General features: G+C 67.4%; 36 protein-coding genes and 1 tRNA gene. 15 read left to right on the top strand and 22 right to left on the bottom strand.

What is annotated here, in order from left to right:
* Nucleotides 1-147: 147 nt before the first annotated feature.
* Nucleotides 148-1,479, bottom strand: a complete 1,332-nt coding sequence (locus ACFWW8_RS11490; RefSeq protein ID WP_386526780.1) for a peptidoglycan-binding protein — start codon at nucleotides 1,477-1,479, stop codon at nucleotides 148-150.
* Between the two features lie 219 nt (nucleotides 1,480-1,698).
* Between ACFWW8_RS11490 and ACFWW8_RS11485 the strand changes: the two genes are divergently transcribed.
* A tRNA-Lys gene (locus ACFWW8_RS11485) sits at nucleotides 1,699-1,772 on the top strand.
* A gap of 69 nt (nucleotides 1,773-1,841) precedes the next feature.
* Here ACFWW8_RS11485 and ACFWW8_RS11480 read toward each other — a convergent pair.
* The 3 genes from ACFWW8_RS11480 to ACFWW8_RS11470 all read right to left on the bottom strand — a co-directional run bounded on the left by ACFWW8_RS11480 (nucleotide 1,842) and on the right by ACFWW8_RS11470 (nucleotide 3,572).
* Nucleotides 1,842-2,501 (bottom strand): class F sortase, encoded by a 660-nt coding sequence (locus ACFWW8_RS11480; RefSeq protein ID WP_386526778.1) that lies wholly within the window; start codon nucleotides 2,499-2,501, stop codon nucleotides 1,842-1,844.
* Entirely contained in the window at nucleotides 2,498-3,103 is a 606-nt protein-coding gene (locus ACFWW8_RS11475) for a hypothetical protein (RefSeq protein WP_386526776.1), read from the bottom strand. Before ACFWW8_RS11475 ends, ACFWW8_RS11480 begins: the two co-directional genes overlap by 4 nt.
* A gap of 82 nt (nucleotides 3,104-3,185) precedes the next feature.
* Entirely contained in the window at nucleotides 3,186-3,572 is a 387-nt protein-coding gene (locus ACFWW8_RS11470) for an HAD hydrolase-like protein (RefSeq protein ID WP_386527049.1), read from the bottom strand.
* Between the two features lie 90 nt (nucleotides 3,573-3,662).
* On the opposite strand from ACFWW8_RS11470, the gene ACFWW8_RS11465 reads away from it, so the two are divergent.
* The gene (locus ACFWW8_RS11465) at nucleotides 3,663-5,177 is read left to right on the top strand and encodes a recombinase family protein (RefSeq protein WP_386526775.1); all 1,515 of its coding nucleotides are present in this window, start codon (nucleotides 3,663-3,665) and stop codon (nucleotides 5,175-5,177) included.
* Between the two features lie 116 nt (nucleotides 5,178-5,293).
* Here the strand turns inward: ACFWW8_RS11465 and thyX are convergent, their stop codons facing one another.
* The 16 genes from thyX to ACFWW8_RS11385 form a co-directional block, all read right to left on the bottom strand.
* The gene (thyX, locus tag ACFWW8_RS11460) at nucleotides 5,294-5,980 is read right to left on the bottom strand and encodes an FAD-dependent thymidylate synthase (protein WP_386527046.1); all 687 of its coding nucleotides are present in this window, start codon (nucleotides 5,978-5,980) and stop codon (nucleotides 5,294-5,296) included.
* A 46-nt stretch (nucleotides 5,981-6,026) separates the two neighbouring features.
* A complete protein-coding gene (locus ACFWW8_RS11455; protein ID WP_386526772.1) occupies nucleotides 6,027-6,275 on the bottom strand; it encodes a hypothetical protein in 249 nt (82 codons plus the stop codon).
* Between the two features lie 20 nt (nucleotides 6,276-6,295).
* A complete protein-coding gene (locus ACFWW8_RS11450) occupies nucleotides 6,296-6,565 on the bottom strand; it encodes a hypothetical protein (protein ID WP_386526770.1) in 270 nt (89 codons plus the stop codon).
* A 20-nt stretch (nucleotides 6,566-6,585) separates the two neighbouring features.
* Complete coding sequence (locus ACFWW8_RS11445; protein ID WP_386526767.1) at nucleotides 6,586-7,017, bottom strand: hypothetical protein; 432 nt, start codon at nucleotides 7,015-7,017, stop codon at nucleotides 6,586-6,588.
* A 9-nt stretch (nucleotides 7,018-7,026) separates the two neighbouring features.
* The gene (locus ACFWW8_RS11440) at nucleotides 7,027-7,665 is read right to left on the bottom strand and encodes a hypothetical protein (protein ID WP_386526764.1); all 639 of its coding nucleotides are present in this window, start codon (nucleotides 7,663-7,665) and stop codon (nucleotides 7,027-7,029) included.
* Nucleotides 7,666-8,020: 355 nt separating this feature from the next.
* On the bottom strand, nucleotides 8,021-8,686 hold the full coding sequence (locus ACFWW8_RS11435) for a hypothetical protein (RefSeq protein ID WP_386526761.1): 666 nt from the start codon (nucleotides 8,684-8,686) through the stop codon (nucleotides 8,021-8,023).
* Between the two features lie 35 nt (nucleotides 8,687-8,721).
* Complete coding sequence (locus tag ACFWW8_RS11430) at nucleotides 8,722-9,285, bottom strand: hypothetical protein (protein WP_386526759.1); 564 nt, start codon at nucleotides 9,283-9,285, stop codon at nucleotides 8,722-8,724.
* A gap of 71 nt (nucleotides 9,286-9,356) precedes the next feature.
* On the bottom strand, nucleotides 9,357-9,623 hold the full coding sequence (locus ACFWW8_RS11425; RefSeq protein ID WP_386526756.1) for a hypothetical protein: 267 nt from the start codon (nucleotides 9,621-9,623) through the stop codon (nucleotides 9,357-9,359).
* Between the two features lie 17 nt (nucleotides 9,624-9,640).
* Nucleotides 9,641-10,051 (bottom strand): hypothetical protein, encoded by a 411-nt coding sequence (locus ACFWW8_RS11420; RefSeq protein ID WP_386526753.1) that lies wholly within the window; start codon nucleotides 10,049-10,051, stop codon nucleotides 9,641-9,643.
* 34 nt (nucleotides 10,052-10,085) lie between these two features.
* Nucleotides 10,086-10,271: a hypothetical protein gene (locus tag ACFWW8_RS11415; RefSeq protein ID WP_386526750.1), complete on the bottom strand. Its 186-nt coding sequence runs from the start codon at nucleotides 10,269-10,271 to the stop codon at nucleotides 10,086-10,088.
* 56 nt (nucleotides 10,272-10,327) lie between these two features.
* Complete coding sequence (locus tag ACFWW8_RS11410; RefSeq protein ID WP_386526748.1) at nucleotides 10,328-10,615, bottom strand: hypothetical protein; 288 nt, start codon at nucleotides 10,613-10,615, stop codon at nucleotides 10,328-10,330.
* Nucleotides 10,616-10,685: 70 nt separating this feature from the next.
* Nucleotides 10,686-11,411: a DUF2786 domain-containing protein gene (locus tag ACFWW8_RS11405; protein WP_386526745.1), complete on the bottom strand. Its 726-nt coding sequence runs from the start codon at nucleotides 11,409-11,411 to the stop codon at nucleotides 10,686-10,688.
* A 102-nt stretch (nucleotides 11,412-11,513) separates the two neighbouring features.
* Nucleotides 11,514-11,759, bottom strand: a complete 246-nt coding sequence (locus ACFWW8_RS11400) for a hypothetical protein (protein ID WP_386526742.1) — start codon at nucleotides 11,757-11,759, stop codon at nucleotides 11,514-11,516.
* A 68-nt stretch (nucleotides 11,760-11,827) separates the two neighbouring features.
* Nucleotides 11,828-12,289, bottom strand: coding sequence for a hypothetical protein (locus ACFWW8_RS11395; protein WP_386526740.1), 462 nt, complete (start codon nucleotides 12,287-12,289; stop codon nucleotides 11,828-11,830).
* 156 nt (nucleotides 12,290-12,445) lie between these two features.
* The gene (locus tag ACFWW8_RS11390) at nucleotides 12,446-13,093 is read right to left on the bottom strand and encodes a hypothetical protein (protein ID WP_386526738.1); all 648 of its coding nucleotides are present in this window, start codon (nucleotides 13,091-13,093) and stop codon (nucleotides 12,446-12,448) included.
* Nucleotides 13,094-13,233: 140 nt separating this feature from the next.
* Nucleotides 13,234-13,671: a hypothetical protein gene (locus ACFWW8_RS11385; protein WP_386526735.1), complete on the bottom strand. Its 438-nt coding sequence runs from the start codon at nucleotides 13,669-13,671 to the stop codon at nucleotides 13,234-13,236.
* Nucleotides 13,672-15,135: 1,464 nt separating this feature from the next.
* Between ACFWW8_RS11385 and ACFWW8_RS11380 the strand changes: the two genes are divergently transcribed.
* From ACFWW8_RS11380 to ACFWW8_RS11370, 3 genes are all read left to right on the top strand, one after another.
* A complete protein-coding gene (locus ACFWW8_RS11380; protein WP_386526732.1) occupies nucleotides 15,136-15,603 on the top strand; it encodes a DNA cytosine methyltransferase in 468 nt (155 codons plus the stop codon).
* Nucleotides 15,560-16,015, top strand: a complete 456-nt coding sequence (locus ACFWW8_RS11375) for a DNA (cytosine-5-)-methyltransferase (protein ID WP_386526729.1) — start codon at nucleotides 15,560-15,562, stop codon at nucleotides 16,013-16,015. The genes ACFWW8_RS11380 and ACFWW8_RS11375 overlap by 44 nt, the downstream gene beginning before the upstream one ends.
* A gap of 327 nt (nucleotides 16,016-16,342) precedes the next feature.
* Nucleotides 16,343-16,771 carry a hypothetical protein gene (locus ACFWW8_RS11370; protein ID WP_386526726.1) on the top strand — a complete coding sequence of 143 codons (429 nt, stop codon included), beginning with the start codon at nucleotides 16,343-16,345 and terminating at the stop codon, nucleotides 16,769-16,771.
* Here ACFWW8_RS11370 and ACFWW8_RS11365 read toward each other — a convergent pair.
* A complete protein-coding gene (locus ACFWW8_RS11365; protein WP_386527044.1) occupies nucleotides 16,768-17,247 on the bottom strand; it encodes an endonuclease domain-containing protein in 480 nt (159 codons plus the stop codon). The two genes, ACFWW8_RS11370 and ACFWW8_RS11365, sit on opposite strands and share 4 nt — an antisense overlap.
* Nucleotides 17,248-17,360: 113 nt before the next feature.
* On the opposite strand from ACFWW8_RS11365, the gene ACFWW8_RS11360 reads away from it, so the two are divergent.
* The 6 genes from ACFWW8_RS11360 to ACFWW8_RS11335 all read left to right on the top strand — a co-directional run bounded on the left by ACFWW8_RS11360 (nucleotide 17,361) and on the right by ACFWW8_RS11335 (nucleotide 23,224).
* Entirely contained in the window at nucleotides 17,361-17,648 is a 288-nt protein-coding gene (locus ACFWW8_RS11360; RefSeq protein WP_386526723.1) for a hypothetical protein, read from the top strand.
* Nucleotides 17,649-17,681: 33 nt separating this feature from the next.
* The gene (locus ACFWW8_RS11355) at nucleotides 17,682-19,010 is read left to right on the top strand and encodes a terminase (protein ID WP_386526720.1); all 1,329 of its coding nucleotides are present in this window, start codon (nucleotides 17,682-17,684) and stop codon (nucleotides 19,008-19,010) included.
* A 33-nt stretch (nucleotides 19,011-19,043) separates the two neighbouring features.
* The gene (locus tag ACFWW8_RS11350; protein ID WP_267843432.1) at nucleotides 19,044-20,465 is read left to right on the top strand and encodes a phage portal protein; all 1,422 of its coding nucleotides are present in this window, start codon (nucleotides 19,044-19,046) and stop codon (nucleotides 20,463-20,465) included.
* A complete protein-coding gene (locus tag ACFWW8_RS11345) occupies nucleotides 20,462-21,562 on the top strand; it encodes a hypothetical protein (RefSeq protein ID WP_386526717.1) in 1,101 nt (366 codons plus the stop codon). Before ACFWW8_RS11350 ends, ACFWW8_RS11345 begins: the two co-directional genes overlap by 4 nt.
* Before the next feature lies 1 nt (nucleotide 21,563).
* Nucleotides 21,564-22,085 (top strand): hypothetical protein, encoded by a 522-nt coding sequence (locus tag ACFWW8_RS11340; protein WP_386526715.1) that lies wholly within the window; start codon nucleotides 21,564-21,566, stop codon nucleotides 22,083-22,085.
* Nucleotides 22,086-22,162: 77 nt separating this feature from the next.
* A complete protein-coding gene (locus ACFWW8_RS11335) occupies nucleotides 22,163-23,224 on the top strand; it encodes a hypothetical protein (protein WP_386526713.1) in 1,062 nt (353 codons plus the stop codon).
* Here ACFWW8_RS11335 and ACFWW8_RS11330 read toward each other — a convergent pair.
* Nucleotides 23,221-23,583 carry an STAS domain-containing protein gene (locus tag ACFWW8_RS11330; RefSeq protein WP_386526710.1) on the bottom strand — a complete coding sequence of 121 codons (363 nt, stop codon included), beginning with the start codon at nucleotides 23,581-23,583 and terminating at the stop codon, nucleotides 23,221-23,223. The genes ACFWW8_RS11335 and ACFWW8_RS11330 overlap by 4 nt on opposite strands.
* A 78-nt stretch (nucleotides 23,584-23,661) precedes the next feature.
* Here ACFWW8_RS11330 and ACFWW8_RS11325 point away from each other — a divergent pair, with 78 nt between their 5' ends.
* Genes ACFWW8_RS11325 through ACFWW8_RS11310 form a run of 4 tightly spaced genes read left to right on the top strand, consistent with a single transcriptional unit; the run spans nucleotide 23,662 to nucleotide 25,332 of the window.
* Nucleotides 23,662-24,123 (top strand): hypothetical protein, encoded by a 462-nt coding sequence (locus ACFWW8_RS11325; RefSeq protein WP_386526707.1) that lies wholly within the window; start codon nucleotides 23,662-23,664, stop codon nucleotides 24,121-24,123.
* A 32-nt stretch (nucleotides 24,124-24,155) separates the two neighbouring features.
* Nucleotides 24,156-24,455 (top strand): phage head-tail adapter protein, encoded by a 300-nt coding sequence (locus ACFWW8_RS11320; RefSeq protein WP_269288086.1) that lies wholly within the window; start codon nucleotides 24,156-24,158, stop codon nucleotides 24,453-24,455.
* Entirely contained in the window at nucleotides 24,455-24,838 is a 384-nt protein-coding gene (locus ACFWW8_RS11315) for a DUF5403 family protein (protein WP_386526704.1), read from the top strand. The genes ACFWW8_RS11320 and ACFWW8_RS11315 overlap by 1 nt, the downstream gene beginning before the upstream one ends.
* Complete coding sequence (locus tag ACFWW8_RS11310) at nucleotides 24,838-25,332, top strand: hypothetical protein (protein ID WP_215147542.1); 495 nt, start codon at nucleotides 24,838-24,840, stop codon at nucleotides 25,330-25,332. The genes ACFWW8_RS11315 and ACFWW8_RS11310 overlap by 1 nt, the downstream gene beginning before the upstream one ends.
* Nucleotides 25,333-25,346 lie beyond the last annotated feature (14 nt).

Below are 25,346 nucleotides of genomic sequence, written 5' to 3'. Positions count from 1 at the left end.
CCGTCGGTGCCGTCGGAGTCATCGGTGCCGTCGGAGTCGCCGGGCCCGCCGGGGCTTCGGCGAGGGGGGCCGGGCGGGCGGCCGCCGGGGGGATCCGGAAGGTGCCCGTCGTCGACGTGGTGCGCGTGGGGTACATCGTTGCCTCCGTCATGCGAACAGCCGGCGCCAGGTTTCCGGGCCCGGGTAACCGTTGGCCGCGGCGCCGCGCCAGCCCTGCGCGCGCTGGAACGCCTCGACGTTGCGGCGGTCGGCCTCGCCCCAGCGGGGTCCGGGGCCGGAGGTGTAGTGCTTGCCGAAGCCCTTCTTGACCAGCTGGCGCCCGAGCGCCGTCACGGCCTCGTGGGACCCGCCCGGGCGGAACAGCGCCGCGCCCGGGTAGGCCCGTACGCCGCCGGGGCCCGGCGCGCCCGTCGCCGACGGCGGGATGTCCTTGCCCTGGCGCTCGACCAGCAGGCGCCAGGTCTGCGCGCCCGGCAGGCCGTCCGCGTCGGTGCCCGTCCAGCCCTGGGCGCGCTGGAAGGCCTGGGTGGCCAGCCGGTCGGCGTCGGTCCAGGCCCGGCTCGGGCCCTTCGGGTAGAACCGGGCGCCGCCCCGCTCGACCAGCATCCGGCCCAGGTGCTCGACGTACTCGTTCGAGGTGCCCGGCCCGAACTTCGCGGCCCCCGGGAAGGCCGTGGGGACGGTCGGCTCCGGTCCGCCGGCCGGGGCCTCCGGGGTGATGCCGCCGGTGATGCCCTTGTACCGGTACGGCAGGTACTTGCTGGAGTTGGTCCAGTAGCCGTACGGGGTCGCCTGTTTCCGCGTCGTCGGCTTCGTCTGCTCGTACGCGATGTAGTGCGTCCGGGTCTGGTCCGCCCAGCCGCCGAAGAGGACCACGTGGGAGCCCTTGTTGGGGTCCGCCGGGTTGTGGAAGAGCAGCATGTCCCCCGGCAGCAGCTCGCCCTTGGTGATCTTCGTGGCGAAGGCGTCGAGGCTGCCGGTCCACTCGTTCGTGCCGAGGTTCCAGGCCATGGAGACGTAACCCGAGCAGTCCTGCCGGTACCCGTCCGTCCAGTACTCGGTCATGCTGTACGGCACCTTCGCGTCCAGCCACAGCTTCGCGCGGTTGATGATCGTCGCCCGGTCGATCCGCTTCACCACACCGGGGGCCGCCGGGGCGCCCGGGGTGCCGGGCTTGCCGCCCTTCGGGCCGTGCAGCGGTGCCCGGCCGCCCTGCGGGGAGCCGGGCGGGTCCTCGTCCGCGGTCACCGGGCCGGCGGCCGGCGCGGCCGCCGCCACCGCGGCCGTACCTCCGCCGCCGAGGACCACGCCCGCGGCGGTGGCCAGGACGAGCGCGCGGCGTGCGCCGCGCGCCGCGGGGTGCCCCCCGTCCCGGAGCGGTATGGCCCGCGCACGGGCTAGGGCGCGACGGCGCTGGGCGCAGCCCTGGCACGCACAGTCGCCCGCGGGCTCGTACTCCTGGAAAACGGGCATCGGCATCGGCCCATGCGGCGTCGGAGGCTGCATCGTCATGCGGTTCCGTCCACTCCCCTGCTCGTCCACTGGTCGGACCGTGCCGCATCTGGCGGGGCATCAGATGTGGCACGACCAAGACATATCGTGCACGATGAACCACGCAAACATGGGTTAATCGGACAAGGTGGGCGTGGCTGGTCATGAGCACCGGCAGAAGTGGGGTAGAGTTTCGCCTGTCACCAAGCGCCGCTAGCTCAGTTGGTTAGAGCAGCTGACTCTTAATCAGCGGGTCCGGGGTTCGAGTCCCTGGCGGCGCACAGACGACAAGAAGGCCCCCACGCGAGTGGGGGCCTTCTTCGTGCTCGTACCGCGGGCGCGCGGGAGCCCTACGCCGCCGTTCCGGGGCGGACGCCCGAGCCCGTCAGGTAGGCGGAGACCACCACGTTGGCCGTGTACTCCTTGGTCGCCTTGTCGTACGAACCGCCGCAGGTGACCAGCCGCAGTTCCGCCCGGCCCGCGACCCGCTGGCCGTAGGCCTTGTGCGGGTCGAAGCCCGCCCGCTCGTAGACCCGTACGTCCTCGATGGTGAACTCGGCCACCGATCCGTCGGCCCGCACCACCCGTACCTTCTCGCCCGGCTTCGCCGAGCTCAGGCCGAAGAACACCGCCGGCTTCGACTTGGTGTCCACGTGCCCCACCATCAGTGCCGTCCCGGCGACACCCGGCTGGGTGCCCGCGCCCCACCAGCCCACCGTGCCCGGGCTGCCGTACGGGGGCGGCTCGATCGCTCCGTCCTTGTCCAGGCTCCGGGATATCACCGGGGCCTGGACGCCCAGGGAGGGCACGTCGACCCGCTCGGGCGAGGACCCGGGCATCGGGTCGTGCGCGGCCGGCATCCCCGGACCCACCGCCGCGCCGGCCCGGCCGGCGAGGGGCGAGGGTATCCCGGTCAGCTGGCGGCCCCACAGCCACAGGCCGAGGACCAGTACGGACCAGGCGACGAAGGTCAGCAGCCGGCTGCCGGCGGTCGCCCTCGTCCCGCTCACCCGCCGCTTCGGCGGCGGCGCAGCGTCAGCGCGCGTCCCGCGACGGCCAGCGTGGCCGCGGCGGCGAGCACGGCGCCGATCACCGTGTGCGGCACCCCCGGGCCGCCACCCTCCTGCTCCTTGGCCGCGGCGGCGAGCCGGGACTTCTCGGCGAGCTCGGCGGACATGCCGCCGCCGCCCGCGTGGACCGGCCAGACCGGCGAGGCGTGGTGGGTCGGGCGGTGGTGGTGTTGGGCGATCTCGATGGAGCCGCGGACCTTGTCGTGCCCGTCACAGGTCACCCGGATGGAGTGCCAGCCGGGCGAGGCGTGCGAGCTGATCATCGCCTCGCCGTAGAGCGGGCTGCGGCCGCTGTCGCGGCCGTACAGTTCGGCGTCCCCCGCGAAGACGGCGGACTTGGCCGCACCCCGGGTGCCGTCACAGCCCTGGACGCGCAGCTTGACCTGCGATCCGGGGTGGGCCGGGTTCGGATCGACCGAGACGCTCTCGCGGCCGCCGCGTTCCTCCTCGCCCGCGAGGGCGGTGGGCGCGGTCACCGCGGCGAACGCCGTCAGGGCTACGGCCACACCGGTGACACGGAGTGCGATGGAAATGCTGCGCATGGTGAACCTCCTCAACAAGGAGATTCACGCGCGGCGCGCCGCCCCGCATCCGGAGCGGCGCCGTACGTGTCAGCCGTACGCGCTACACCAGGTCGACCAGGTCGGCGATCGAGTCGACCGTCTTGGTCGGACGGTAGGGGTACTTCTCGGTGTCGGCGACCGAGGTCAGGCCGGTGAGGACGAGGAAGGTCTGCATGCCCGCCTCCAGCCCGGCCAGGACGTCGGTGTCCATCCGGTCGCCGATCATCGCGCTGCTCTCGGAGTGCGCGCCGATGGCGTTCAGCCCGGTCCGCATCATCAGCGGGTTGGGCTTGCCGGCGAAGTACGGCTTCTTGCCGGTCGCCTTGGTGATCAGCGCGGCGACGGCGCCGGTCGCCGGGAGGGGGCCCTCGGCGGAGGGGCCGGTCTCGTCGGGGTTGGTGCAGATGAAGCGGGCGCCCGCGTTGATCAGGCGGACCGCCTTCGTCATCGCCTCGAAGCTGTAGGTGCGGGTCTCGCCCCGCACGATCAAAACATCGTTCGATTACTCTGACCCCCGAACCGGAGCGAGAGAGTCCACATGGGGATAGTAGTTGGCGGCTACGCGCGAATCAGCGACGTAGGGGAACTCGGCGACGGCCGAGACGGCGAGGAAGGCGTCACCCGCCAGAAGGACGACGTGCACGACCTCGTCAAGGGTCGCGAGCTGAGCTTGCACCGAATGTACGTGGACAACGACCTGTCCGCCTTCAAGCGGCGGGTCAACCGACCGGACTTCCAGGAACTCGTGAGCGACCTGGAGACAGCCGTCATCTCGGGTATCGCCGCCTACAACATCGACCGCATCACCCGGCAGCCGCGCGAGCTGGAACAGCTCATCGACATCTACGCGACCGCCCGCCGTCCGATGGTTTTCGCAACCACTGCCGGCGACTACGACCTGTCCACCGACGACGGCCGATTCAACGCCCGGCTGTACGTGATGATCGCGAACAAGTTCTCGGCGGATGCGGCCCGGCGAGTCGCCCGGCAGAAGAAGGCCGAGGCAATCCAGGGGAAGCCCCACAAGGGGCAGCGGGCGTTCGGCTGGCAGCCGGGCGGGGAGAAGGTTGAGCCGTTCGAGGCTGAACTCATACGCAAGGGTCAGCGGGATGTCTTGAACGGCAAGCTCGAATCCGAGGTCCACGCCGAGTGGGTCGAGCTGGGCATCAGCAGCCCACAGAGCCCGAACGGCGAAACGATCTCGTTCTCCAGCGTTCAGTACATCCTGACGAACCCGCGCCTCTGCGGGTACCGGGCCTACGTGCCGCAGGTCGAGCGCGAAAGGCGGGGCAGGGTCGACCTCGGCGAATGGCTGCTGGAACGCGCGGACGGAACGCCGGTCATTGGCAACTGGGAGACGATCTGCACCCCGGAGGAGTGGCGGGCAGTGCGGGACGTGCTCAAGGCGCGCAAGACGGAGGGGCGGGGCCGCAAAAAGGGCACCACGGTCTCGAAGCGGATGCTGACCCGCATCGCACGATGCGGCGAGTGCGGCCGAGGGATGTTCTCGGCGATCTACACGCGGGGCACTAAGAGCTACGAGATACACGGCTACTACTACCTGTGCCGGAAGGCCGAGGGGGGGTGCGGTGGAGTCTCCCGCTCTGGCCCGCCAGTCGAGCTGCACGTTGAATTGGTGCTCTTGGAGCACCTGACCATCCTTGCGAAGGACTCGAAGCCGGGTCAGTCGCTGGATGACCCGGAGCTGATCAAGGCGCGCCAGGAACTCGCCCAGGTCGAGGCGGACATGGCCGAGGCGCGGCAACTCCGCGATGCCGGCGAGTTCAGCCTCGCCGAGTTCGTCCGTGAGATTCGGCGCCTGGAAGGCAGGCGCGACGAGCTGTCAGGGAAGGTGGCGACCCTGAATGCCGTGGGGCCGCAGACTGGCGCGTCGGCAGCCGAGCGGATCGTTCGGGAGTGGGGCACGTACACGACCCCGATGAAGCGCGCCGTTGTCGAGCGGTTCATCGAGGCCGTGGTGATCAAGAAGCAGCCGCGCGGCGGTAACCATGCCTTCCGGCCGGACTTGATCGAGATCATCTGGAAGAAGTGAGCGGGGGGTGCGTCAGTCGTCGGCTTCGAGCCGGAACCGCTGGCGCACCCACTCGACATCTTCGGGCCGGGGGGCGGGCGCCTTGGCGAGTTCACGGGCGATCCACTCCTCGGTGGTCACGGGGCGACCCGGCCATTCTTCTCGAAGGCCGCGTGGGTGACTGGCATGAGTCCGGCGAAGATCGCCTCGGCCTTCTCGGCGCACATCTCGATCTCGCGCTGCGGGTTGGAGACGAAGGCGGCGTCCTCGCGGTGGGTGCGGAGGCTGAGGAAGTTCATCAGTCCGCGGGGGTTCATGGTGACGTACATCGAGCTGTAGATGCCGACGGGCAGGGCAGCGCGGGCGACCTCGCGGGCGATGCCGGCGGAGAGCATCCGCTCGTAGGAGCGGTAGGCGGTCTCGTAGGTGGCGACCAACTCGGTGTCCACGATGTTGAACTGCTCGGTGGTGCCAGGCTCGAAGCGGTAGGCGCCTGCCTTGCCGACCTGGACGAGGTTGCGGCCTACGGCCGGGAGGTAGAAGGCTGGCCGCAGTTCGCGGTAGCGGGCGGACTCCTCGTTGTACGAGGCGATGCGGTGGCGCTGCCATTCTCGGAAGACGAAGATCGGGGCCTCGACGTAGAGGGTCAAACTGCCGTGCTCGAAGGGGCTGCCGTGCCGCTCGCGTATGAGGTAGTTGATCAGGCCGGTTTCGCGGTCGGCTGCCTGGTCGGGGGATTGGTGGGTCTGGCCCACCGTAGAGACGCGGGCGGCGCGCACGACGGCCTGGTCCGACAGGTTGTGGTCGACGAGCTGGACGGTCATGTCGGAGCGGAGGTTGAGGTTCACGACGGCCTTTCTGGTTCAATCTTTACACACAGGCCGCGTGGTAGGCGGCGTTCTCCTCGTAGGAGCGGCGGGACTGCTTCGTGAGGTGCCACATGCCGAAGTCGCACTGGTAGGCGCGGTTCTCGCGGTCGATGGCTCGACGTTGACCTCGACGTTCGGCGGAGCGATCACGCTTGGCCTGGGCCCGGCCGAGCGCCTTCTCTGCTGCTCGCTCGTCGGCGAAGGCCCGCTTGCCGGAGCACTCGCAGATGTGGAATTCGACGGTCTTCATGGGCTGGTCCTTTCGACTGTTCAGGTGCGGGGGGTCTGCGTGAGGCTGCGGTTTCGGGCCATCCGCATGTAGGTGAGTACGGCGTTGCGCTGCACTCCGAGGTAGTCCGCGAAGTGGCGGGCGGGATTGATGACGCCTTCGGCCTCGGCCTTCGCGTAGTGGGCGGCAAGGCGGATGAGGAAGGCATCGGATACCCGTGCCGTCTTGCCGCGTAGGACTAGCAGTTCGGCGATCTCAGCCTCGGTGACGCTCGGGGTGCGGAGGATGTCGGCCGGGTCGGTGCTGGTCATGTTGATGTCCGTCACTGTGGCTACTTCTGCTGGAACTTGCCGCAGGGGCAGGTGGGGATGTGGCAGGCGCCTCGGGCGGCGCCGGCAAGGGAGTGGGTGAAGGGGGCGTGGCCGCATTCGGGATGGAAGCAGTACCCCTTCCACCCCTTCTTGCCGTCCACGTTGGCCAGCATCGCGCCGGGGCTGTAGAGCTTCACCACGCGACCGGTGCCGCCGAACGCCATCTTCGAGGCGAAGGTCTTGATCTCGGCCTCGCTGCCGAAAGCGCCGAAGTTCAGGCCCCTTCGGCCGTCTTTCCAGGTGTGGACGAGGGCGAACAGGTCTCGCATCTGGAGGAGTTCGGCGGATGTCTTGTAGATCGCCTTAGCCATCTGGTCGGCGCTCTCGAAGGTGGGGTCCTCCAAGAGCGCCTTGATGGCTTCGACCTCTTCCTTCCGGGGGGTCAATCGCATGGCTTCACCTTAACAGAAGTGTTCCATGTTTACACTGGCCGCTTTGATGGCCTCCCTCACACTCACGTAGAGGTCCCACACGGTGCCGTCGTTGCGGATCACCCCGTCGAACGCGTACCCGGCGAGGGCGTTCTCGCTGGCGTGCCCGGCGTGGACGATGGGTTCCTGTCCGGGGCGCTCGATCAGGAGCACCAGGCCGCCGCGTGCGCGGATCGCGTCTGCCTCGTTCGGGAAGCGCACGTCTGTGATGACGGCGGGGCCCCAGGTCTCCCGGTCGCGAAGGAGGGCGTCGACCCACACGTTCTCGCCGAGGACTGCCCGGCCGCCTTCTGTGCCGAGTCGCTGGAGGTACTGCCGTACCTCGGGATACACGTCCTTCGTGGTCTCCCACCCGTAGCCGTCGACCTCGTATCGGAGGCTGGTCACACCCTCGGCGCACACCTTCTCGATCAGGACCGGATCGAGGGCGTAGAGCATGTCCTTGACCTTGTCGGCGAACGCCTTTCGCTGCCACCCTGCGCTGAGGAGTGCTTCGGCAGCGGTGTCCTTTCCTGAGCGTGCGGCACCCGCGAGGCCGACGAGCGGCGCGGGCTCGTTGCCGGGTTCCGCGGTGCCGGCGGACTCGGGATCGGTGATCGAGGTGTTCATGCTGTTCATCCTTCGTGGCTGTCGTTCAGTCGGTTCAGGCCGGGCGCCTGTGCTCGGCCCTCGCACACGTCGCAGTCGCAGGCGTGGAGGCACAGGTCGCATCCGGGCCAGTCACACAGCGGGTCGGGGCCGTGCCAGTGCTGTGGGTCGGGCTCGTCACAGCCCCACCCTGCGCAGGTGCGATCTCGGGCCCATGTCGGGTAGACGAGGTGCTCTCGCTGGCCGGATAGGCCGTGAGCGAGGTGAACACCGGGGCAGGTGAAGCGCGAGTGGCTGGCGCTCTCGCGGTCCCGGAAGGCCGCTCGACAGCGAGTGCACTGAAGTCGACCTTCCGGGCGCAGGCGAAGGTGATGCGTCACGCGGTCAGTGCGCCGAAGGCGGGAACCGCCGGGCCGAGCGTCCACGTGCCGGCGGCGGCCGGGAGCTGGCCGGTCAGGAGTTCGCGGCGCTTACTCAACCCGACCGCGCGTGTCGTGAGTTCGAGAAGGTGCTCCTGCACCTCGGCATACTCCTTCTCGACGGCCTTCAGACGATCGGCCTGGCAGTGCTCAGCGTAGGCTTCGGCCGCCCTGCGGACGAGGGTGTCGTCCTGGCGGTGCAGCTCGACCAGGGCGCGGATCAGCTCGCGGGTGCGGGCCTTCGTTCCGGCTGGGGCCGGACTGTCGTCGATCGAATTGTCCATGCGCCGCACAGAGAAGAGGTTGTTCTCCGGGACGGTCTCGCTGATGACGACCCCGCCCGCGAGTTCCTGACTGTTGACGTGCAGGGTGCCGCTTTCTTCGCGGCGGCTGTACCGGTGCGCCTTGCCGTATGCGACGCGCAGGGCGGACGGGCGGAACTCCCAGGCGGTCTCATTGGTTCGGCCGGTGTGCCACGCGGTGACGGGCTCGTTGTATCTGGGGGTGACGAGGACCGTTCCGCGGATGCGGGGGCCGGTCAGCTCGTAGGCGGTGATCCACGCCTCGGGGGCTTCGACGCGCTCGACCTCGACGCGGCCGAAGGACAGATTCAGCGTACTCATAGTCATGTCTTCCTTGTCTGGTGCGAGGTGGTGGGTCAGGCCGTGGTCTCGGCGGACCGGGCGGCGTAGAAGCGGAGAGCGTCTCGGGCCTGCGCTCGGGCGAACGAGCCGCTGTAGAAGCCGGAACGCGAGGCGACCTGGGACCACTCGGGCGCGTGGGCGTCGGGCTCGCTCGTCTCCTCGACGACGACCCCCCACACGTCTCCGGCGAGCCACGCTTCGTATTCCTCCATCTCGGCCTCGACGTAGCCCTCGGTGAGGAGGCCGCCATCAATGGCTCGGGCTTCCTCGCCGGTCACGTACCAGAGGGAGCGCGGGCCTTTGTCGGGGGCGGATTCGAGGACGATTCCGCCGTGCATGATCGCCACGTACCGGGTGAAGGTCTCTATGCCCTTCCACTGATTCCAGGCGAGGCGTCCCCAGGCGTCGGCGAGCGGGCCGCCGTCCTTGTCGACCGCCGCGTACTGGCCGAGGTGGGTGTCGATGGTGATCACGTGGACGCACGTGTCGGGGTCGTTGCGGGGGTTGTCGGCGCGTTCGTCGCGGACCAGGCGCACGCGGAAACGCCCGTCTTCGGTGGTGGACAGGATGTCGGTCATGGCTTCTCCGTCTCGGGGGGGGGCCGCCCCTGCTCTCCCTGTGTGCAGGGGCGGCCGGTTGCGCGGTGGGGTTAGGCTCCGGACTTCTCGGCGTCGCTCTCGCGGGCTATGCGGTCGAGTGCGGCGTCGCAGTGGCGCAGGAGGCTGCCGTACGCGACCTCGTGCGACTCGTAGGCATCGGCCATGTTCCGGAGGACGCGGCCGTAGTCGCCGAGGAACCCGATGTACTCGTCGATCGGAAGAGACTGCGCCTCGCGCATGTCGGTCTCGATCTGGGCCTTCTCAGACTTGAAGGTCTCGCCGACCACGGACTTCGTGCGGTAGGGCTGGGCAGTCATGTTGGTTCCCATCGGGGTCAGGGGGCGAGGCGGACGGCGTGCGCGTCGGTGTCCCAGACGGGCAGGTCGAGGCCGAGTTCGGCGTATCGGGCGGCTCGCGCCTGGGCGCGGCTGGGGCCCGAGAACTTGCAGCCCTTGTGGCGGCGGGGTGGTGCGGGGTTCTTGCCGGTGCGCTCCCGCATGTGGCTGTAGAAGACCTCGATGTCGACGCTGCACAGCAGGCAGTGCAGGGCCCATCGGTGTTCGCTGCCGGGGTAGCCCTCGTGGACTCCGGCGCACCGGGTGCGGGTGCAGCTCTCGGGTTCGATGACCGGCTCGGTGCGGGTGGTGTAGCCGAGTTCGAGCATCCGGACCCAGGCGGCTTTCAGACTGTCCAGGTTGCGCGGGTTGGCGCGCAGGAAGGTGGAGAGGAACGGGACGGCGGTCATGTGTCCTGCCTTTCGGACGGATGAGGGGTGGGGGTCATGCGTGATCGGGGGCGGGGAGGTAGCCGAGGGTGCCGGCGGAGTCGACGGCCCAGACCTCGCCGGGGTCCAGCACGAGATCACGGGTGCTGATCTCGGAGGTGCAGGAGTCGCAGCGGAAGAGGCCGAAGACCGTCGCCCCGAACGGGGCCCTGCCGCACTCGGCGCAGATGATCGTGATCACGGGTAGCCTTTCTGGGTGGCCCCTCCCCGCTCCCTGTGGGGAGGGGCCGCTTTGCGCTACTTCGCTTCGCCCTCTGCGAGGATTTCGAGCAGGTCGTCGCAGGCCGCGTACTCGGCCTCGCTGACGTGGCGCCACTCCTCGCCGGGGAGCATCTCGACCGGCAGGGACATGACGAGACTTCCGGCGTTGTCGGCGAGGTTGCAGAGCGTGTACCACTCCTGCGAGCCGGGGTCGTAGTCGTTGCGCCACTCCTCGACCTCACGCACGGTCTTGAGTACATCGGCGACGATGGTCTTGATCCTGTCGAACGCGACCGACTCGGCGTTCTTGATGGACGGCATCATGTGTGGGTCCTCTGTACGGGGCCGCCCCCTGCGCTCCCTGTGTGCGGAGGGCGGCCAGGAACGACGGGGATCAGACGCTGATGGCTCGGCGGGAACCGACACGGGTTTGGCCAAGGTCGGCACGGTTGGCCGCACTCCGGCCGTCATCGCCACCCGACCCCCGGCGCTTTGCGCCGCCGCCGCTTCGGGCATTGGGGTATGCGGCCTTGAACTGCGCCCGGACAACGGTCTTGCGGTCGGCGACGACCAGCTCGGCGGACCGGCCCGAGGCGGCTGCCGGGGCTTCCTGCCGTGCGCGGGCTTCGATCTCTCGGAGGCGTTCGTCGATGCGGAGGATGAATCCGGCGATCCACGACTTCCGGTAGGTGATCAGCTTCTCCCCGTACGGAGGGCGGGCCCGGCGCACACCGTTGAACATCTGGAGGAGGAGCGACGTGAACAGCAGCTCCACCCGGTCGAGGTCGGACTCGTAGCCGAAGAGATGAACTTCGGTCCTCCCTCGGCTCTTGTGCTTCGTGATGCCGTGGCAGTTCAGGGCGTCGGTGATGTAGCCGAGGAGGAATATCCGGTCGTTGGCGTAGGTGCCCTCGATCACGATCATGCGGTCACCGGGACGGTCAAGGTTCGGGTCCGCGTCGGCGAGCATCGCTCGCTCGATCCCGTACTTCGCCATCAGTTCGGCGGCCTTGCCGAAGTACGCCTCGGCTTCTTCCGGCGTGGTGGCCGGGTCCTCGGCCTTTGCCAGGAGGGCGCGGATCTTGGCGAGCTTGCCGTCTTCGGGCATGGGGGTAGCCATGTTCGGCCTTTCAGGAGGGTTCGACGCAGGCTGGCATCGTCAGAGGGGAGGAACCGCCTCCCGCTGACCTCCCTTCGGGAGGTTTCGCCTTTGCGTCCGAGGTCAGGCGGGAAGCAGGTCCCAGCCGTTGACGATGTGGGCGATGGCGAGGGCGTCGATGTGGGCCTTGGCTGCTGCCTCGCGCTCGGCGAAGGTCGGCAGGTCGTAGCTCACGATCAGCTCTTCGAGGGGGTCGACGCCGAAGCGCTCGAAGAATCCTGCGACCAGCACGTCACCGAATCGAAGGATGAGAGAGTGTGCGCCGCAGTCAAGGGCGCGGAAGGCGATCTCGTCGTCAGGCTTGATCATGGTTGGGCTCGTTTCTTGAGGGGCCTCCCCGCTCTCCCTGTGTGCAGGGAGGCCCGGCGGGTGAGAGGTCAGGCGGTCGCGGTACGGAGGGCATCGCGTACGGCGGTGAGCTTGGCCTTCAGCTCGGCGAGCTGCGTCGCGTTCCGCTCGGCGCGCTTGAGCTCCCACTGCCAGATATCGCCCCATGCCGAGTCGTTCGGGCTCTGCGCGAGGTGCTTCCGGGCGCGGTCGGCTTCGACCAGCTCATACGCCTCCCGGCGGACGACTGCGGCGAGGAGGGGTTCCCAGTGGGTGCCGATCAGTTCGGTGTCCTCGCAGAAGCGCCAACTGACCGCGTGGTGCAGTCCGGCCGCCTGGTCGGCCTGCTGGTGGTACTCCTCGGCCATGTGCGGCATCCCCATGTCTTCCGACTTGCGGGCCAAGAGCCGGAACTCTTCACGGTCGTAGCCCAGGGCGAGGCAGTAGATAGCGCTGTGCGTGATCAGGGTGCCGGCGGCAGCCGTCACCGCGGATTCGGTCCGGGTAGACATGTGTCCTCGTCTTCGTGGTGGAGGTACTGACGCTGGTTGGCTCGTCAGAGGGCAGGCCCCGCCTGCCGCTGACGCCCCGAAAGGGCGTTTCGCCTTTGCGTTGGGGGGTGGCCGTCCCCGCCCTCTCCCTGTGCGGGAAGGGACAGCCAGGAGGGATCAGGCCCGAGCGAGATCCGAGTTCCCCGTGATCTCTTGCACGGAGATCCCGTGTGGGTGCAGGACGCCGCAGTCGTCCTCGCCGCACTCGCACTCGTCGCGGAGGGTCTTGGCGTGCATCTCGGCGCAGCCCTGGGCGTACTGCCAGGCAGACCACAGCGAGGTGAAGCGGGACTCGGCGTCGCGCTCGTATCCCTCGCGCTGTGTCACGAGGACTCGGCCGGTTCCCTCGGCCTGGACCTCCCACAGGCCCACCAGGTCGCCGCTTTCGCGCCAGACCCGGACCTCGTGGCTCGGCTCGCACTCGCCCTCGAAAGCGCAGCCGGAACCATCGCAGTGATTGGTGAAGCAGTGCCACGAGTTGGCCGGGTCGCAGTCTTCGTTCCGGCAGGCTTCACACTCCCGGGCGTTCATGATGTGCATTCCGCAGCACCCACAGTCATGAGCACCTCGGATGATCTCTTCGGACTCGTCTTCGAGAAGCTCCCACCCATCGGGCACGAACAGCTCGATGTCGTCCGGCTCCTCAGAGAGGTACTCCTGCACGTACGTCGTCTGTGTAGCTCCCGGGACGCCCTTGTATGGCTGCCCGATCACCAGCATCAGGTTGAACTTCGCGTCGCTCGGGGCGACAACCTTCGCGCTCATGGGACCTCGCAATTCAGAGGATGGCTGACGGGCTGGCTCGTCAGGGGGGAGGCACCGAACCTCCCGCCGACACCCCCCACCGCACCCAGACCAGGGGCACAGTGGGACCGCAGGGCGTTTCGCCTTCACAGGGTCAATGTTTACACTCGGGCGTCGAGGTCGACCGCGACGAAGACGACCTCCAACTCCTCTTCCGTCTTCGGCTCGATCCCGTTCAGACGGTCGATTTCGGCAGCCTGCTGGGCTATGACGCGGTTGGCACGGTCGAGAGCGATGGCCAGGTCTTCGGCTCGACGGCCGAGGTTGTAGGCGATGGTCAGCAAGGGGAAGCGCTGAACTTCGGTCTTCGCAAGAGTGACCGGGCGCTTCGGCCGCTCGATCTCTGCGATGGCCTCAACCGTGAGGAACACGGGGCCGGCACAGTAGGTGCACCTCTCCCCTGCATCCCGTGCGGTGACCTCCCGCTCGTAGAAGCTGAAGTCGACGCACTGGTAGCACCGGAAGTCGCCATCCTCCCGCTTGAGCCCTACGACCTTGCCGTACTGCCGATCGCGGTCGGAGAAGACGAACTTGCTCATGTGGCCTTACCTTTCGGAACCGGCTGGTTCAAAGTTTACACTAGCCGGAGAGTTTCGCCGAACCGTTTGGCTCGGCGTTGGTTCCAACTTTACACCATTCACCGTGTGGAGTCTCGCATTCGGCCTGGTCAGCGGTAGGCACTCCCATGTCCTACCGCCAGGACCCTTGGCCTGCGATCCCCCGGACCGTGGTCCGTTCGATGTGGCTACATCTTAACACTATCTCCGGGCTGTTCCGCAACCCCCGTTGTGAGCTGCGGTCTTGCCCGTTGTGCGTGTCGTTCCGTCCATCCCGTTGCCGGTCCGTTCGGTGCGATGTGGCTACACCTTAACACGTTGCCCAGGGTGCACCGCAACCGTGCCCCACTGAGGGGGCTGGAGTCCTTAGCCTCTTACGCGTGTGCGTGCGCGCCCGCTGTGCGCTGGTATGCCGTGTATGCCCTGGTCTGTGGCCTTACATGGGCTTCTATCTCTGATCTGTCTATCCGCTACTCACGTGCGCCTATGCACTGTGATGCAGCAGATATCCACAACTGTGGATATCTGCCTGATGTGCGCCTAAGAGGATGGCATGTCCGCATTGACCAGTCATAGGCCGGGGGGTGGGGGTATGACCCAGCCGGCGATCCTCTCCTGGCCGCCATGTCTTAGCAGCTCGGATTCTGCCACGGTTCCAAGGTCGACCTGAAGCGAGAAACCCGGCTTCACCAGCGGGTTCGGAAGGCGAGGACTGCCAGGACTGACACGACTCCACCGATCAGCACCGCCACGTCAGGGACGAGTTGGAGACTACCGACCGTAAGCCACACCATGATCACAGGGAGCAGGATGTCGCGTGTCCGATGCCGCCTGACCTCCCCCGAAGGCGACGTAGGCGCTGGGTCCGTTGCTCCATCCTGGCTCGGCGCAGGGGGAGCCTGCTCATCAGTACGTATCGGTCCTGCGCTCGGCGACGCCCGCCTCGGCACAGGTGGCCGGTGATACGACAGCGCCGTGTAGATGACTGCGATAGCGGCCAGGATGAGCCCGATCACCTCCATATCTCCATGGTGAGCCTTCTCGGCTCATGTCGAAAGCTGAGCCGCTGACCGCCCTCACGAAGGGGCGGCCGGCAGGCCGCCACAGCCGCAAGCCGTCTTCACGCTGTCCGCCCTCCGGGCGGCACTGCTCCTTCGCCGCTGCCTCCTTCCGCCGTCGCCCTTCGGGCGCCGTCGAAGTGTGACTGGGGTCACAGGCTTTTGTTTTTCCGGAATCAAGATCAACTAGCGACTTATATATGTAAGTACGTAAGTCGCAAGGCTTGAGCCCCGAAGGGGCTCGCCAGCAGGAAGACGTCTTGCGTAATTCGCAGGATGGGGCCCGAAGGGCCACCTGAAAGGAAGACGCGTTCACATAAGTACGTCTTTCACGTAGGGGGTCCGACTGAAGATCCTCGAACTTTGCGCTGGGTACGGCGGCCTGGGAATGGCTGTCGCTCCCCTGGTAAACGGACGCGTCGCGTACGTCGCGGAGAGTGCCCCAGGCCCGAGCGCCGTCCTCGCTGAGAGATACCCGGACGCCCCGAATCTTGGGGACATCCAAGAGATCGACTGGCGTCAGCTCGTCGACGAGGTGGACGTAATCACCGCAGGGTTTCCCTGCCAGGACATCTCGATTGCGGGGAACCGAGTTGGAATTCGAGGTGCTCGCTCTGGAGTTTGGGTCAACGTCCTTGAAGCAGTTCGCGTCATACGACCGCGAATCCTCTTCCTGGAGAACGTCTCTAATATTCGGCGGCGGGGGCTCGAAGTCGTCCTCGGTGAACTGGCCGAGATCGGGTACAGCGCGCGATGGGTGTGCGTACGAGCTACCGCAGCTTGCGCACCTCACCTCCGTGACCGGTGGTTCTGTGTCGCGACCCCTGAAGACGCCTACCTCGAACCTCGGCAGTAACGGCGGCGCCCGTCACCCGGACGAACGCCGAGCTGGTGGTCACGGTCCCACCCTCGACGACGAGGCGTGCTACGTCCTCCCCTACTCGGACGCCATCCGCGAAGGCCGCCAGCCCGAAGCCGCGATTGACGGCCCGCGCTCCCCCGCGCACTGGTGGGGCGAGTACCTCCCCACCATCCGGCAGTGGGAGGAAGTGACCGGCCGAGCCGCTCCCCCGCCCACAGAAGCGGGACGCAAGGGGGGCCCACGCGTGACCGCCGAGTGGGTCGAGTGGCTGATGGGCCTCCCCCTCGGTCACGTCACCGCTATCCCCGGCCTCACGCGCGGACAGCAGCTCCAGATCCTAGGTAACGGAGTCGTCCCCCAGCAGGCATCGACGGCATTCGCCGCACTTCTCGACCTGGGGGCGTGATGCCGAGCTGGGCCTCTTCGGACAGGCGTGAGCGCCTGCCGGCGGACTGGCCGCGCATCCGGCTCCGCGTACTGCGGCGGGATGGAAACCGCTGCACTGCCCGCGATCAGTACGGCGAGCGCTGCGAAGAACTCGCTACCGACGTGGACCACATCGTGCCTGGTGATGACCATCGAGAGACCAACCTACGAGCGCTCTGCGGGTTTCATCACCAGGTCAAGTCCTCACGCGAGGGTGCCCTCGCTCTGGCCGCGAAGCGGCGACGCAACAACGGCAGGTTCCGGCGGACGGAGGCTCACCCCGGCCTGATCGGTTAGGAGGTGAGCTATGCCCGGCCCTGTGCCGAACCGCGAGGACAACCTCGCCCGCCCCCGCGAGCGCAAGGGCGGAGACGTGCAGCCCGTGACGCGAGGCGTCGCCCGGCCCGCGAAGATCCCGAACGCCGATCGCTCCTGGCACCCCATCGCGAAGCGCCTGTGGGACTCGCTCAAGACGAGCGGCCAAGCCGACTTCTACCAGGACTCCGACTGGGCGCTCGCCTTCTCGCTGTGCGAAGACCTCTCGTACTACAAGAAGGCCGGCAAGCGCTCGGGCCAGATGCTCCAAACCATCTACAGCGCATTCGAGAGGCTGCTCGTCGCCGAGGGCGACCGGCGCCGTGTCCGCGTGGAGCTGCACGAGCCTGAACCCGTAGTCCAGTCTGCTGCGGTACTCGCCATCGCTGACTACAAGAAGGACCTCGGGATCGACGCCTAGCCCTCCCACGTCAGTGGGCGCCCCGAAAGGCTGGTGTACCGAACGCGCGCCCACCCAAAGTCATCTGGGTGCAGCTTTCGAGCTTGCGCCCTCTTGGCGGGAGGGGCCGCAAGGTACTCGTCCGCCTTGGGTATGACCCAGTACCCGGGCCGCCGACGAATGCGGGCCTCGTAGTGCCCCAGCATTGTGTTGCAGCCCAAGCAGAGCAGTCCTCGAACGCAGGTCGGGCATCCCGTACAACACTCGTGATCGTGATCAATCTGCCACCAAATCGGCCCCTCCGCAGCACTGTCGCCAGGGCCTTCGTCGCAGAGCGGACAGTAGTCGTTCTGGACTCGCAGGATGGCATTTACGCGCTCAAGTCGGAGTCCGTAACGCCGCGCTTGGCGGACTGCCGGGCCGCACTCAGGGCAAAGGTTGCGCCTGAACCCCGGCTCGTTGCTGTAGACGAAGTTGTCGCATATCCGACAGTCCACGGGATCGTACTCGAACTGTGCATCGATCTCCGCCCAATCAATCTCCACAGAGCCGACGTTAGCTCCCGGCTCTGACAAGCCGTCTGGCTTCGGCCTTCGCAGTCCGCAGGGGGGTGAGACCAATCGCAGCCCTCACCGCTGAAGAGATCGATGCCCTCGAACCTTTCTTCCTTGGCCCTACCTGGCATCGCGAGTCGGACGGCTCGTGGAAGCTGCCTGAGCACACCCTCGGGTGGCAGATCGCCGGATGGTGCGCCGAGTACCTGAACAGCGAGGACGGCGGGCCCTGGCGCTTCACGCGCGAGCAGCTCCGCTTCCTTCTTCACTGGTACGCCGTTGACGAGTCCGGCCGGTTCATACACCGCAAGGGCGTCCTTCAACGGCTCAAGGGCTGGGGTTGACCGGGCAAGGACCCCCTCCTTGCCGTCATCAGCTTGGTTGAGTTCGTCGGCCCGTCCCGCTTCTCCCACTGGGAGAGCGGGCAACCTGTCGGCGCCCCGCACCCCCAGGCGTGGGTGCAGATCGCGGCCGTCAGCCGCGACCAGACCCGTAACACGATGACTTTGATGCCGTCCTTGATCTCGAACAAGATGATCGAGACGTACGGCATCAAGGCGGGCGCCGAGCTGATCCGTGCGAACGGTGGCAGGCAAAGACTCGAAGCGGTCACCAGCTCGTTCCGCGCCCTCGAAGGTGGCCGAGTCACCTTCACCGTGCTGAACGAGACGCATCACTGGGTGCAGGGCAACTCGGGCGACCGCATGTACGAGACGATCGACGGTAATGCGACGAAGAAGGACTCGCGGTATCTGGCGATCACGAACGCCTACCTTCCCGGCGAAGACTCCGTCGCCGAGAAGATGCGCGAGGCGTACGAGAAGATCCTCGAAGGCCGCGCGGCTGACATCGGCTTCATGTACGACAGCATCGAGGCGCACCCGGCAACTCCCCTGACGCCTGAGGCGATTCGCATCGTCCTGCCGAAGATCCGCGGTGACGCGGTCTGGCTGCGCGTCGAGACGATCCTTCAGTCGATCCTCGACACGACGATCGCGCCGAGCCGCTCGCGGCGTATGTGGCTGAACCAGATCGTCGCGTCCGAGGACGCCCTGTTCGGCCCGGCCGAGTGGGATGTCCTGCGGGACGACGACAAGCAGCTCGTTGCCGGCGACGAGATCACCATCGGATTCGATGGCGGCCTCCGCGACGACAGCACAGCGTTGGTGGCGCTTCGCGTCAGCGACATGTGCGCCTTCGTGCTGGGCCTGTGGGAGAAACCGGACGGCCCGGCCGGGAAGGACTGGGAAGTCCCCCGCGCGCAGGTCGACTCTGCCGTCCACGAGGCATTCGCCGCGTTCGAAGTGCAGGGCATGTACGCCGACGTGGCTCTCTGGGAGAGCTACATCAGCGAGTGGTCCGAGGCGTACGGCGAGGGCCTGGCCGTGAAAGCCCCGGGCAAGGACGCGATCGGCTGGGACATGAGGACCAGCCTGAAGGCGTCGACCCTCGCGAACGAACGCCTCATGCGCTCGATCTTCGACCGCAAGCTCGCTCACGACGGCGACCGCAAGTTGCGTCGGCACGTGCTGAACGCCAGGCGCCGGACGAACAACTTCGGCGTGAGCTTCGGCAAGGAGTCGCGCGAGTCCCCCAAGAAGGTCGACCTCTACGCGGCGTTGATGCTCGCGCACGAGGCCCTCTTCGATCTCCGAGCCCGAGGCAAGCGGGTCCGTAAGCGGACCGGCCGGGGCTTCTTCCTGTAGCAGTGTAAACATTGACCCAAGGGTGGTGAGACCATGGCCGACCCGACGCCTGCCGCCCTTGCGGTGCAGCTCCTCGCCATCCTCAGCAGGGACAAGGACCGGCTGACCCGGATCGACGACTACCTTCACGGGCGGCACGACGATCCGTACATGCCGGCGATGGCGGACGACGAGTACCGGCTCCTCGCGAAGAGGGCCGTCTCGAACTGGACCCCGCTCCTGGTCAACACACCAGCGCAAGCCCTCTATGTGGACGGTTACCGCGCGGGTGACGACGAGGGCCAGGGCGCGGCGACGGACCTCGCTTCTCCGCAGTGGCGGCACTGGCAGCGGTCCCGCCTCGACGCACGGCAGTCGGCCGTCTACAAGGGTGCGCTGACGTACGGGCACGCCTTCACCCTGACTGAGCGCGTGAAGGGCCTCGTCCTCACGAAGGGCCTGAGTGCGCTCCGTACAGCCGCGCTGTACGAGGACCCTGCGAACGATGACACCCCGCACTCCGCGGTGACCGTGACGGCCTGGCCCTCGGGTGACAAGCCCGGTCGGGCCCGCATGTGGGACAGCCACTTCGAGTACGCGGTCACGTTCAAGGCGCTGGACGACGAAGACGGCGTCCGTGTCGGCAAGGGCAAGCGCCACGGCGCCTCGGAATGCCCGGTCACGAGATTCGCCGCGTCGGTCGACCTCGAAGGCCGAACGGTCGGTGTGGTCGAGCCGATGATCCCGCTGCAAAACCGGATCAATCAAACCGTGTTCGATCTCCTCGTCGCCCAGACCTACGCCTCGGTGAAGGTCAGGACGGCTACGGGCATGGCTCCGCCAGTCCAGCGTGACCCGGAGACGGGCGAGATCGTCTACGACGCCCAGGGCAACGCGATCCCCCTGCCGATCAACCACAACGCGAAACGATTCTTGTTCGCGGAGGACCCGGACGTTCGCTTCGGAAGCCTCGACGAAACCCCCCTGTCGGGGTTCATCGAGAGCATCGACATGAGCATCCGGCACCTCAGTGCGTGCGCGCAGGTACCCCCTCATCATTTGCTGGGTCAGATAGCCAACCTTTCGGCCGAGGCCCTTCAGGCCGCCGAGACCGCGCTCAGCCGCAAGATCCAGGAGTTCAGAACCCTGTTCGGCGAAGCGTGGGAGAGGGTGTTCAGGCTGGCAGCCGAACTCGAAGAGCTGCCGGCGGCTGACGACTTCACGGGCGAAGTCCTGTGGCGCGACATGGAGCAGCGCTCCCTTGCGCAGGCCGCTGACGCGCTGGGCAAGCTGCGCGAGCAGCTCGGCATTCCCGCGAAGGGGTTGTGGAAGCGTGTCCCGCAGGTCACTCAGACCGAGCTGGACGAGTGGGACGAGCTTGCCGAGGAGGAAGACTCCGTCGGTCAGCTCGCTTCCGCGCTGACGCGGGCAACCGCTGAACCGGTCGCCGCGGAATCGCTTCCGGCGGCAGCGTGACGCGCACGAAGAGGCAGGCCGAGACGGACGAGGTCTCGGCCGCCTTCCATGTCGCGCTGACCCAGGTCGGAGCGAAGACCACAGCTGAGGCGATGGCCCTGTGGGCAGATGTTCCGATCGACAGGCGAGCGGCTACGGCGGGCTCCTGGCTGCGCCGGGCCATCACGCTCGTCATGGGGCGGCGACGCCAGTCACGTGATCTCGCACGGGCCTACTACAGGCTCGCGCGGGCGCTCCAGACCGGCAAGACGACGGCTGACCCCTATCACCCCGAGCCCACGTACGTGACGCTGGCCGACCTTCGGCGGGAGTTCGCGGAACTGGCGGGCTCCTACCGCCCGCCGGCTGAACCGGTGGGTGAGGCCGCGACCGTCGAGAACGGGGAAGCCTCGCCCGCTCCGGTCGTCGAGGAAGACCGCGAGGACGAGCCGGGCCAGGCGCCCAGCAACGATCCCGGTCCCGACAGCGACGACCAGGAGGACGAGCCCGACTGGGACCGCATCCTCGTCGAGGAGCTGGAAGGGCTTCGCGAAGAAGAGGAGCGGATCGAGCGTGCGGCCGAGGCCGAGCTTCGGATCGTGCTTGAGGCCCTCGGCCCCGCGAACCTCGACCGTCGCCTGACCGTCGAGGACGCCGACCCCGACGACGCCCACCGCCAGGCGGGTTCCCAGCAGGCCGCAGCCGCAGCCCGTGTCGCAATGAACGGCGGCCGGTCATCGAACTGGGCGCACATGCGCCGCGACCGGCGCGCCCTCGGCTATGTGCGCCTGTCGCGCACGGGTACCCCGTGCGGCTGGTGCGCCATGTTGATCAGCCGTGGCCCGGTCTACAAGAGCCGCGAGTCCGCGACGTTCAACGACGGCGACCGCTACCACGACAACTGCAACTGCTACGCGATGCCGGTCTGGAACCGGGATCAGTACCAGTCGAGCGAGCTGACCGCCCTTTCGCGGCAGTACGAGGCCCTGTGGCCACAGGTCACGAAGGGCCACACCGGCAAGGACGCGATCACCGTCTGGCGCCGGTTCATCCGCAAGCAGCACAGAGCCGCAGCCCAGGAGGCGCGGCCCCCCACTGACACGACCCCGGAGGCGTGAAGTGCCCGAAGAGAAGCCCGAGGCCACGGCCGAGAATCCGCCCGCCCCGCCTGCTGGCGAGGCAGCCCCGCCCGGCGAGAAGCCGGACGACAAGGGCGGTGCCGGCGCCGAGTCCACCAGCGAGGAAGAGGCGCTGCCCGACTGGGCCCGCAAGGAGCTGGCCAAGGTCCGAGGCGAGGCCGCTGGCTACCGCACGCGACTGCGAGACGCCGAGACGAAGCTGTCCGGCGCCAAGAGCCCGCAGGATTTCGAGGCCGCCCTTGCTGACGTGAAGGCCAAGAACGCCGAGCTGGAACACTCGCTCGTCGTCGCCACCGTGGCTCGCAAGTTCGACCTGCCCGAGGCTCTGGCCGGACGGCTGCGCGGCGCGACCCCCGAGGAACTGGAAGCCGACGCCAAGGCACTTCAGTCGCTCATCACCCCGGTGACCCCGCCTGCCCTCGGTGGTGGGCTGGACCCGTCCGACGAGGACGACGGAGAGATGGACCCGCGCAAGCTCGCGCGGCGCACCAGGCGCTTCTAGCGCCCCCGATGACCCCCCTTACTCAACCCCCGTGCTGACCAGCCGGGGGTTTTTTCATGCCCCCGGAGGTAGCACCCTTGCCCACCGCACAGCACCAGGTAGTCAAGCCCCAGAAGCTCGTGAACGCGGCTGTCGGAATGCTGGAGCAGGAGCTTCTCATTCCCAACCTGTTCACCAAGCAGGGCGTCGACCAGTTCAAGGGCGCCGAGAACGACACCATTTCCATGAAGGTCGAAGGCATCCTGCCGTTCCACGACTACGCGTGGCGTAACGACCGCTCCAGCCCGATCGTCTTCGACGAGTACGCGGAGCGGACCCTCGCTGTGACCTTCGGCGGAAACGTTTACTCGGCCGTCAAGCTGACCGATGAGCAGAACGACTTCGACATCGACAACTGGTCGAAGCTCCTGCGCCCGCAGTCCAAGGCCATCGCTCGCGGCCTCCAGCGCCGAGCGGTCAACATGCTGACCAGCCAGGCGTACAACGTCACCATCGGCAACGCCGGTCAGGCCCTTCGCGGCGCCCTCATCGAGGCCCGCCGCGTGCTCAACGCCTTCCACGCCCCGAAGGAAGGCCGCTACCTCCTGGTCGGTACCGAGTTCGAGTCGGCTCTCCTGAGCGACGAGAAGCTGAACCTGGCGCAGAACGTCGGTGACTCCGAGGCCGAGACCGCGCTCCGTACCGCCTCGATCGGCCAGCGCTTCGGCTTCAACATCGTCGTCGACCAGACCATCCCGGCAGACGCGGCCTACGCCTTCACTTCGTCCGGCTTCATCTTCCTCTCCGGTGCCCCGTCTGTGCCGCAGTCGGTTCCGTACGGCGCGACCACCTCCTTCGAGTCGATCGCCCTGCGGTGGGTCCGCGACTACGACCCGCTCTACATGCAGGACCGCTCCGTCGTGAACACCTACGCCGGTTTCCGGAGCGTCCCTGACGTGCTGGTGGGCTGGGACAAGGTCAACCAGAAGGAGATCGTCTCCACTCAGGAGCACTTCGTGCGCGGCATCAAGCTCACGCTCGACGGCAAGTCCGATTACCCGGTTGCCGCGTCCGAGCTGGCCACGATCACCGGCGTCTCCGACGCGAAGGTGTGGACCCCGACCGGCATGAAGGCGGAGACCGACCCGGCCAACGCCTAATCATGCTCGACGGCCCCTGAGCGCGGTGCTGCGAGTGCCGCGCTCAGGGTGTCGTGAATCACGAAGAGGGCGTCCGCGCCAGTGAGCGTGAGCAGCCGGGAGACAATTTCCGACGGCTGGACGAGTTGCAGGTCGACGAGGCGACGGAAGCGCAGAAGCAGATTAAGGGCGGTCGAGTCCGCGAAGCGGACCTCGCTCAGGTCGAGAATCACCAGTCCCCGCCCCGCCGATTCCAAGGCTTCAGCAAGCGGGCCTGCGCTGTCCATATCCAAGTCGCCGCTCACGACGATGACCCATGCATCGCCTGACGCGTACTGGTCGCGAACCACGTCGCTGGCTCGCCCCTTCTCAATCGTCATGACGCGAGCGTACCGGCAGGCCAGAAGCAAGCAAGAGGTGCTTAGGCCTCCGTGCTGACATGCCCTTTGGAGGCCCTATTGGCATACGCCACCCTCGACGAACTGAAGGCCCGTCTCGACTGGGATCTGGACGCAGACGAGCTGCGCATCGCGGAAGGGGCGCTCGAAGACGCTTCCGACCTTGCGGCTACCTATGGCCGCGACTGGCCCGAGGCCACCCCGCCCCGCCTCGTCCGAACGCTGGTCATGAAGGCCGCGGCAAGGTACCTGCGCAATCCGAACGGCTACACGCAGAGCCGGGCCGGGGACGAGACGCTCGCCTGGTCAGACGCCCATGGCCGCGACGCGGGCAGCGTCTACTTCACGCGCGAGGAGATCCGGCTCCTGGAAGAGCTTGCCGGCCGCAAGCGCGGCATCACCAGCGTGGTCGTCTCCGCCTGGGGCACGAAGCCGCAGCGGGCAGACAGCAGCGGGCTCGTACCCGTCGACTACTCCCCCGCCTCGCCCTTCCCCCTGTTTGGGAACGAGGGCCCCTGGTGAGTGTGCAACGGAGACGAGGCCAGACCGCGCGCGTGTGGCGGACAACCGAGACCGTCGACCGGCGCGGCAACACGGTCATCGCCGTGGACGAGAGCAACCCCGTCACCGTCAAGGCCGCCTTCATCCCCCAGCGCAGCGGCAAGGCCGAGGTTCCCGGCCAGCAGCAGATCAACGTCACTCGCATGATCGTGGACGCCCATGTCGAGGGCGTCACCCTGTGGTCCCGCGTCGAGTACCAGGGCCGCATGTGGGACATCGCGACGCCGCCCGCCTACCACCACGGTTCCCGCCGGACCCGTCACTGGAGCATCGACATAAGGGAGCGGCCCTGATGGCGAAGATCGAAGACAAGGTGGGCCGACTCAAGCTGGAGAAGTACATTGCCACCCTGCCCGGCGTGCAGGACGCGCTCGACGAGGCACGGTTCGAGATTGCGGCACGGGCCGAGGCCCTGCTTCTCCAGCACCGCCAGGAAGGCCACGCCACCATCGACGTGGTGGACGGCGATGTCGACAAGTACGTGGTTCTCGACGACGAGCGAGGCAAGAAGGCCGCCCTGTCGATCGAGTACGGCCGTGCTGAGCAGTTCATCGTTCGCAAGGACAAGAACGGTCAGACCTACCTCGACATCATCCCGGCGGCTGACGGCCTGTTCATCCTGGCCCGCGCTGCGAACCTCCCCAAGAAGAGGAAGGGGAAGGTGCACCTCGACTGATGGCAGGACTCCCCGACCACATCAAGGCCATGGCAGAGCTCTCACCGGTTGAGGATCTCCTTCTCGCCGTACTTCGCGAGGGCCTCCCCGGAGTCCGGGTGAAGTCGCTGGTTGACCTTCACGAGGAGTTCCCTCTCGTCCTGGTCCGGCGCGACCCGACGTGGGGTGAATGGCAGGGCGACACCCGCTTCACAGATGCGGCCCGCGTCGTCATCAACTGTTTCGTTCCGGACCCCAATGGCGACGAAGATGCCGCGATCCTCTCCGAGGCCGTGCGCGTCGTTCTGCGGAATGCCTGGCTGAATCAAAAGGTCTATCCCCGCCGGGGCCACATCATCCGCGTGGATCTGAATTCCGCGCCGAGACGAGCGACCGACTGGGCGACGGCTACCGGCCCGGTCCAGTACGCCGACCTCCCTACGGGCGTATGGCGTTACGAGTCGATCTACGACGTGCAGATCCGCAAGCCGCGGACTCGCCCGTACACCCCCTGACAGTTCCCAACACG

The sequence above is a fragment of the Streptomyces sp. NPDC058701 genome, from assembly GCF_042715295.1.
Lineage (GTDB): Bacteria > Actinomycetota > Actinomycetes > Streptomycetales > Streptomycetaceae > Streptomyces.
This window is presented reverse-complemented; position numbering and strand designations above follow the sequence as displayed.

Coding starts and splice junctions, on each gene's coding strand:
- ACFWW8_RS11440 (WP_386526764.1), bottom strand. CDS start 7,665: ATGAACACCTCGATCACCGATCCCGAGTCCGCCGGCACCGCGGAACCC.
- ACFWW8_RS11315 (WP_386526704.1), top strand. CDS start 24,455: ATGGCGAAGATCGAAGACAAGGTGGGCCGACTCAAGCTGGAGAAGTAC.
- ACFWW8_RS11470 (WP_386527049.1), bottom strand. CDS start 3,572: ATGACGAAGGCGGTCCGCCTGATCAACGCGGGCGCCCGCTTCATCTGC.
- ACFWW8_RS11380 (WP_386526732.1), top strand. CDS start 15,136: ATGGCTGTCGCTCCCCTGGTAAACGGACGCGTCGCGTACGTCGCGGAG.
- ACFWW8_RS11410 (WP_386526748.1), bottom strand. CDS start 10,615: ATGATGCCGTCCATCAAGAACGCCGAGTCGGTCGCGTTCGACAGGATC.
- ACFWW8_RS11330 (WP_386526710.1), bottom strand. CDS start 23,583: ATGACGATTGAGAAGGGGCGAGCCAGCGACGTGGTTCGCGACCAGTAC.
- ACFWW8_RS11350 (WP_267843432.1), top strand. CDS start 19,044: ATGGCCGACCCGACGCCTGCCGCCCTTGCGGTGCAGCTCCTCGCCATC.
- ACFWW8_RS11445 (WP_386526767.1), bottom strand. CDS start 7,017: ATGCGATTGACCCCCCGGAAGGAAGAGGTCGAAGCCATCAAGGCGCTC.
- ACFWW8_RS11450 (WP_386526770.1), bottom strand. CDS start 6,565: ATGACCAGCACCGACCCGGCCGACATCCTCCGCACCCCGAGCGTCACC.
- ACFWW8_RS11455 (WP_386526772.1), bottom strand. CDS start 6,275: ATGAAGACCGTCGAATTCCACATCTGCGAGTGCTCCGGCAAGCGGGCC.
- ACFWW8_RS11420 (WP_386526753.1), bottom strand. CDS start 10,051: ATGACCGCCGTCCCGTTCCTCTCCACCTTCCTGCGCGCCAACCCGCGC.
- ACFWW8_RS11310 (WP_215147542.1), top strand. CDS start 24,838: ATGGCAGGACTCCCCGACCACATCAAGGCCATGGCAGAGCTCTCACCG.
- ACFWW8_RS11465 (WP_386526775.1), top strand. CDS start 3,663: ATGGGGATAGTAGTTGGCGGCTACGCGCGAATCAGCGACGTAGGGGAA.
- ACFWW8_RS11475 (WP_386526776.1), bottom strand. CDS start 3,103: ATGCGCAGCATTTCCATCGCACTCCGTGTCACCGGTGTGGCCGTAGCC.
- ACFWW8_RS11370 (WP_386526726.1), top strand. CDS start 16,343: ATGCCCGGCCCTGTGCCGAACCGCGAGGACAACCTCGCCCGCCCCCGC.
- thyX (WP_386527046.1), bottom strand. CDS start 5,980: ATGACCGTCCAGCTCGTCGACCACAACCTGTCGGACCAGGCCGTCGTG.
- ACFWW8_RS11430 (WP_386526759.1), bottom strand. CDS start 9,285: ATGACCGACATCCTGTCCACCACCGAAGACGGGCGTTTCCGCGTGCGC.
- ACFWW8_RS11425 (WP_386526756.1), bottom strand. CDS start 9,623: ATGACTGCCCAGCCCTACCGCACGAAGTCCGTGGTCGGCGAGACCTTC.
- ACFWW8_RS11385 (WP_386526735.1), bottom strand. CDS start 13,671: ATGAGCAAGTTCGTCTTCTCCGACCGCGATCGGCAGTACGGCAAGGTC.
- ACFWW8_RS11435 (WP_386526761.1), bottom strand. CDS start 8,686: ATGAGTACGCTGAATCTGTCCTTCGGCCGCGTCGAGGTCGAGCGCGTC.
- ACFWW8_RS11400 (WP_386526742.1), bottom strand. CDS start 11,759: ATGATCAAGCCTGACGACGAGATCGCCTTCCGCGCCCTTGACTGCGGC.
- ACFWW8_RS11395 (WP_386526740.1), bottom strand. CDS start 12,289: ATGTCTACCCGGACCGAATCCGCGGTGACGGCTGCCGCCGGCACCCTG.
- ACFWW8_RS11490 (WP_386526780.1), bottom strand. CDS start 1,479: ATGCCGATGCCCGTTTTCCAGGAGTACGAGCCCGCGGGCGACTGTGCG.
- ACFWW8_RS11390 (WP_386526738.1), bottom strand. CDS start 13,093: ATGAGCGCGAAGGTTGTCGCCCCGAGCGACGCGAAGTTCAACCTGATG.
- ACFWW8_RS11405 (WP_386526745.1), bottom strand. CDS start 11,411: ATGGCTACCCCCATGCCCGAAGACGGCAAGCTCGCCAAGATCCGCGCC.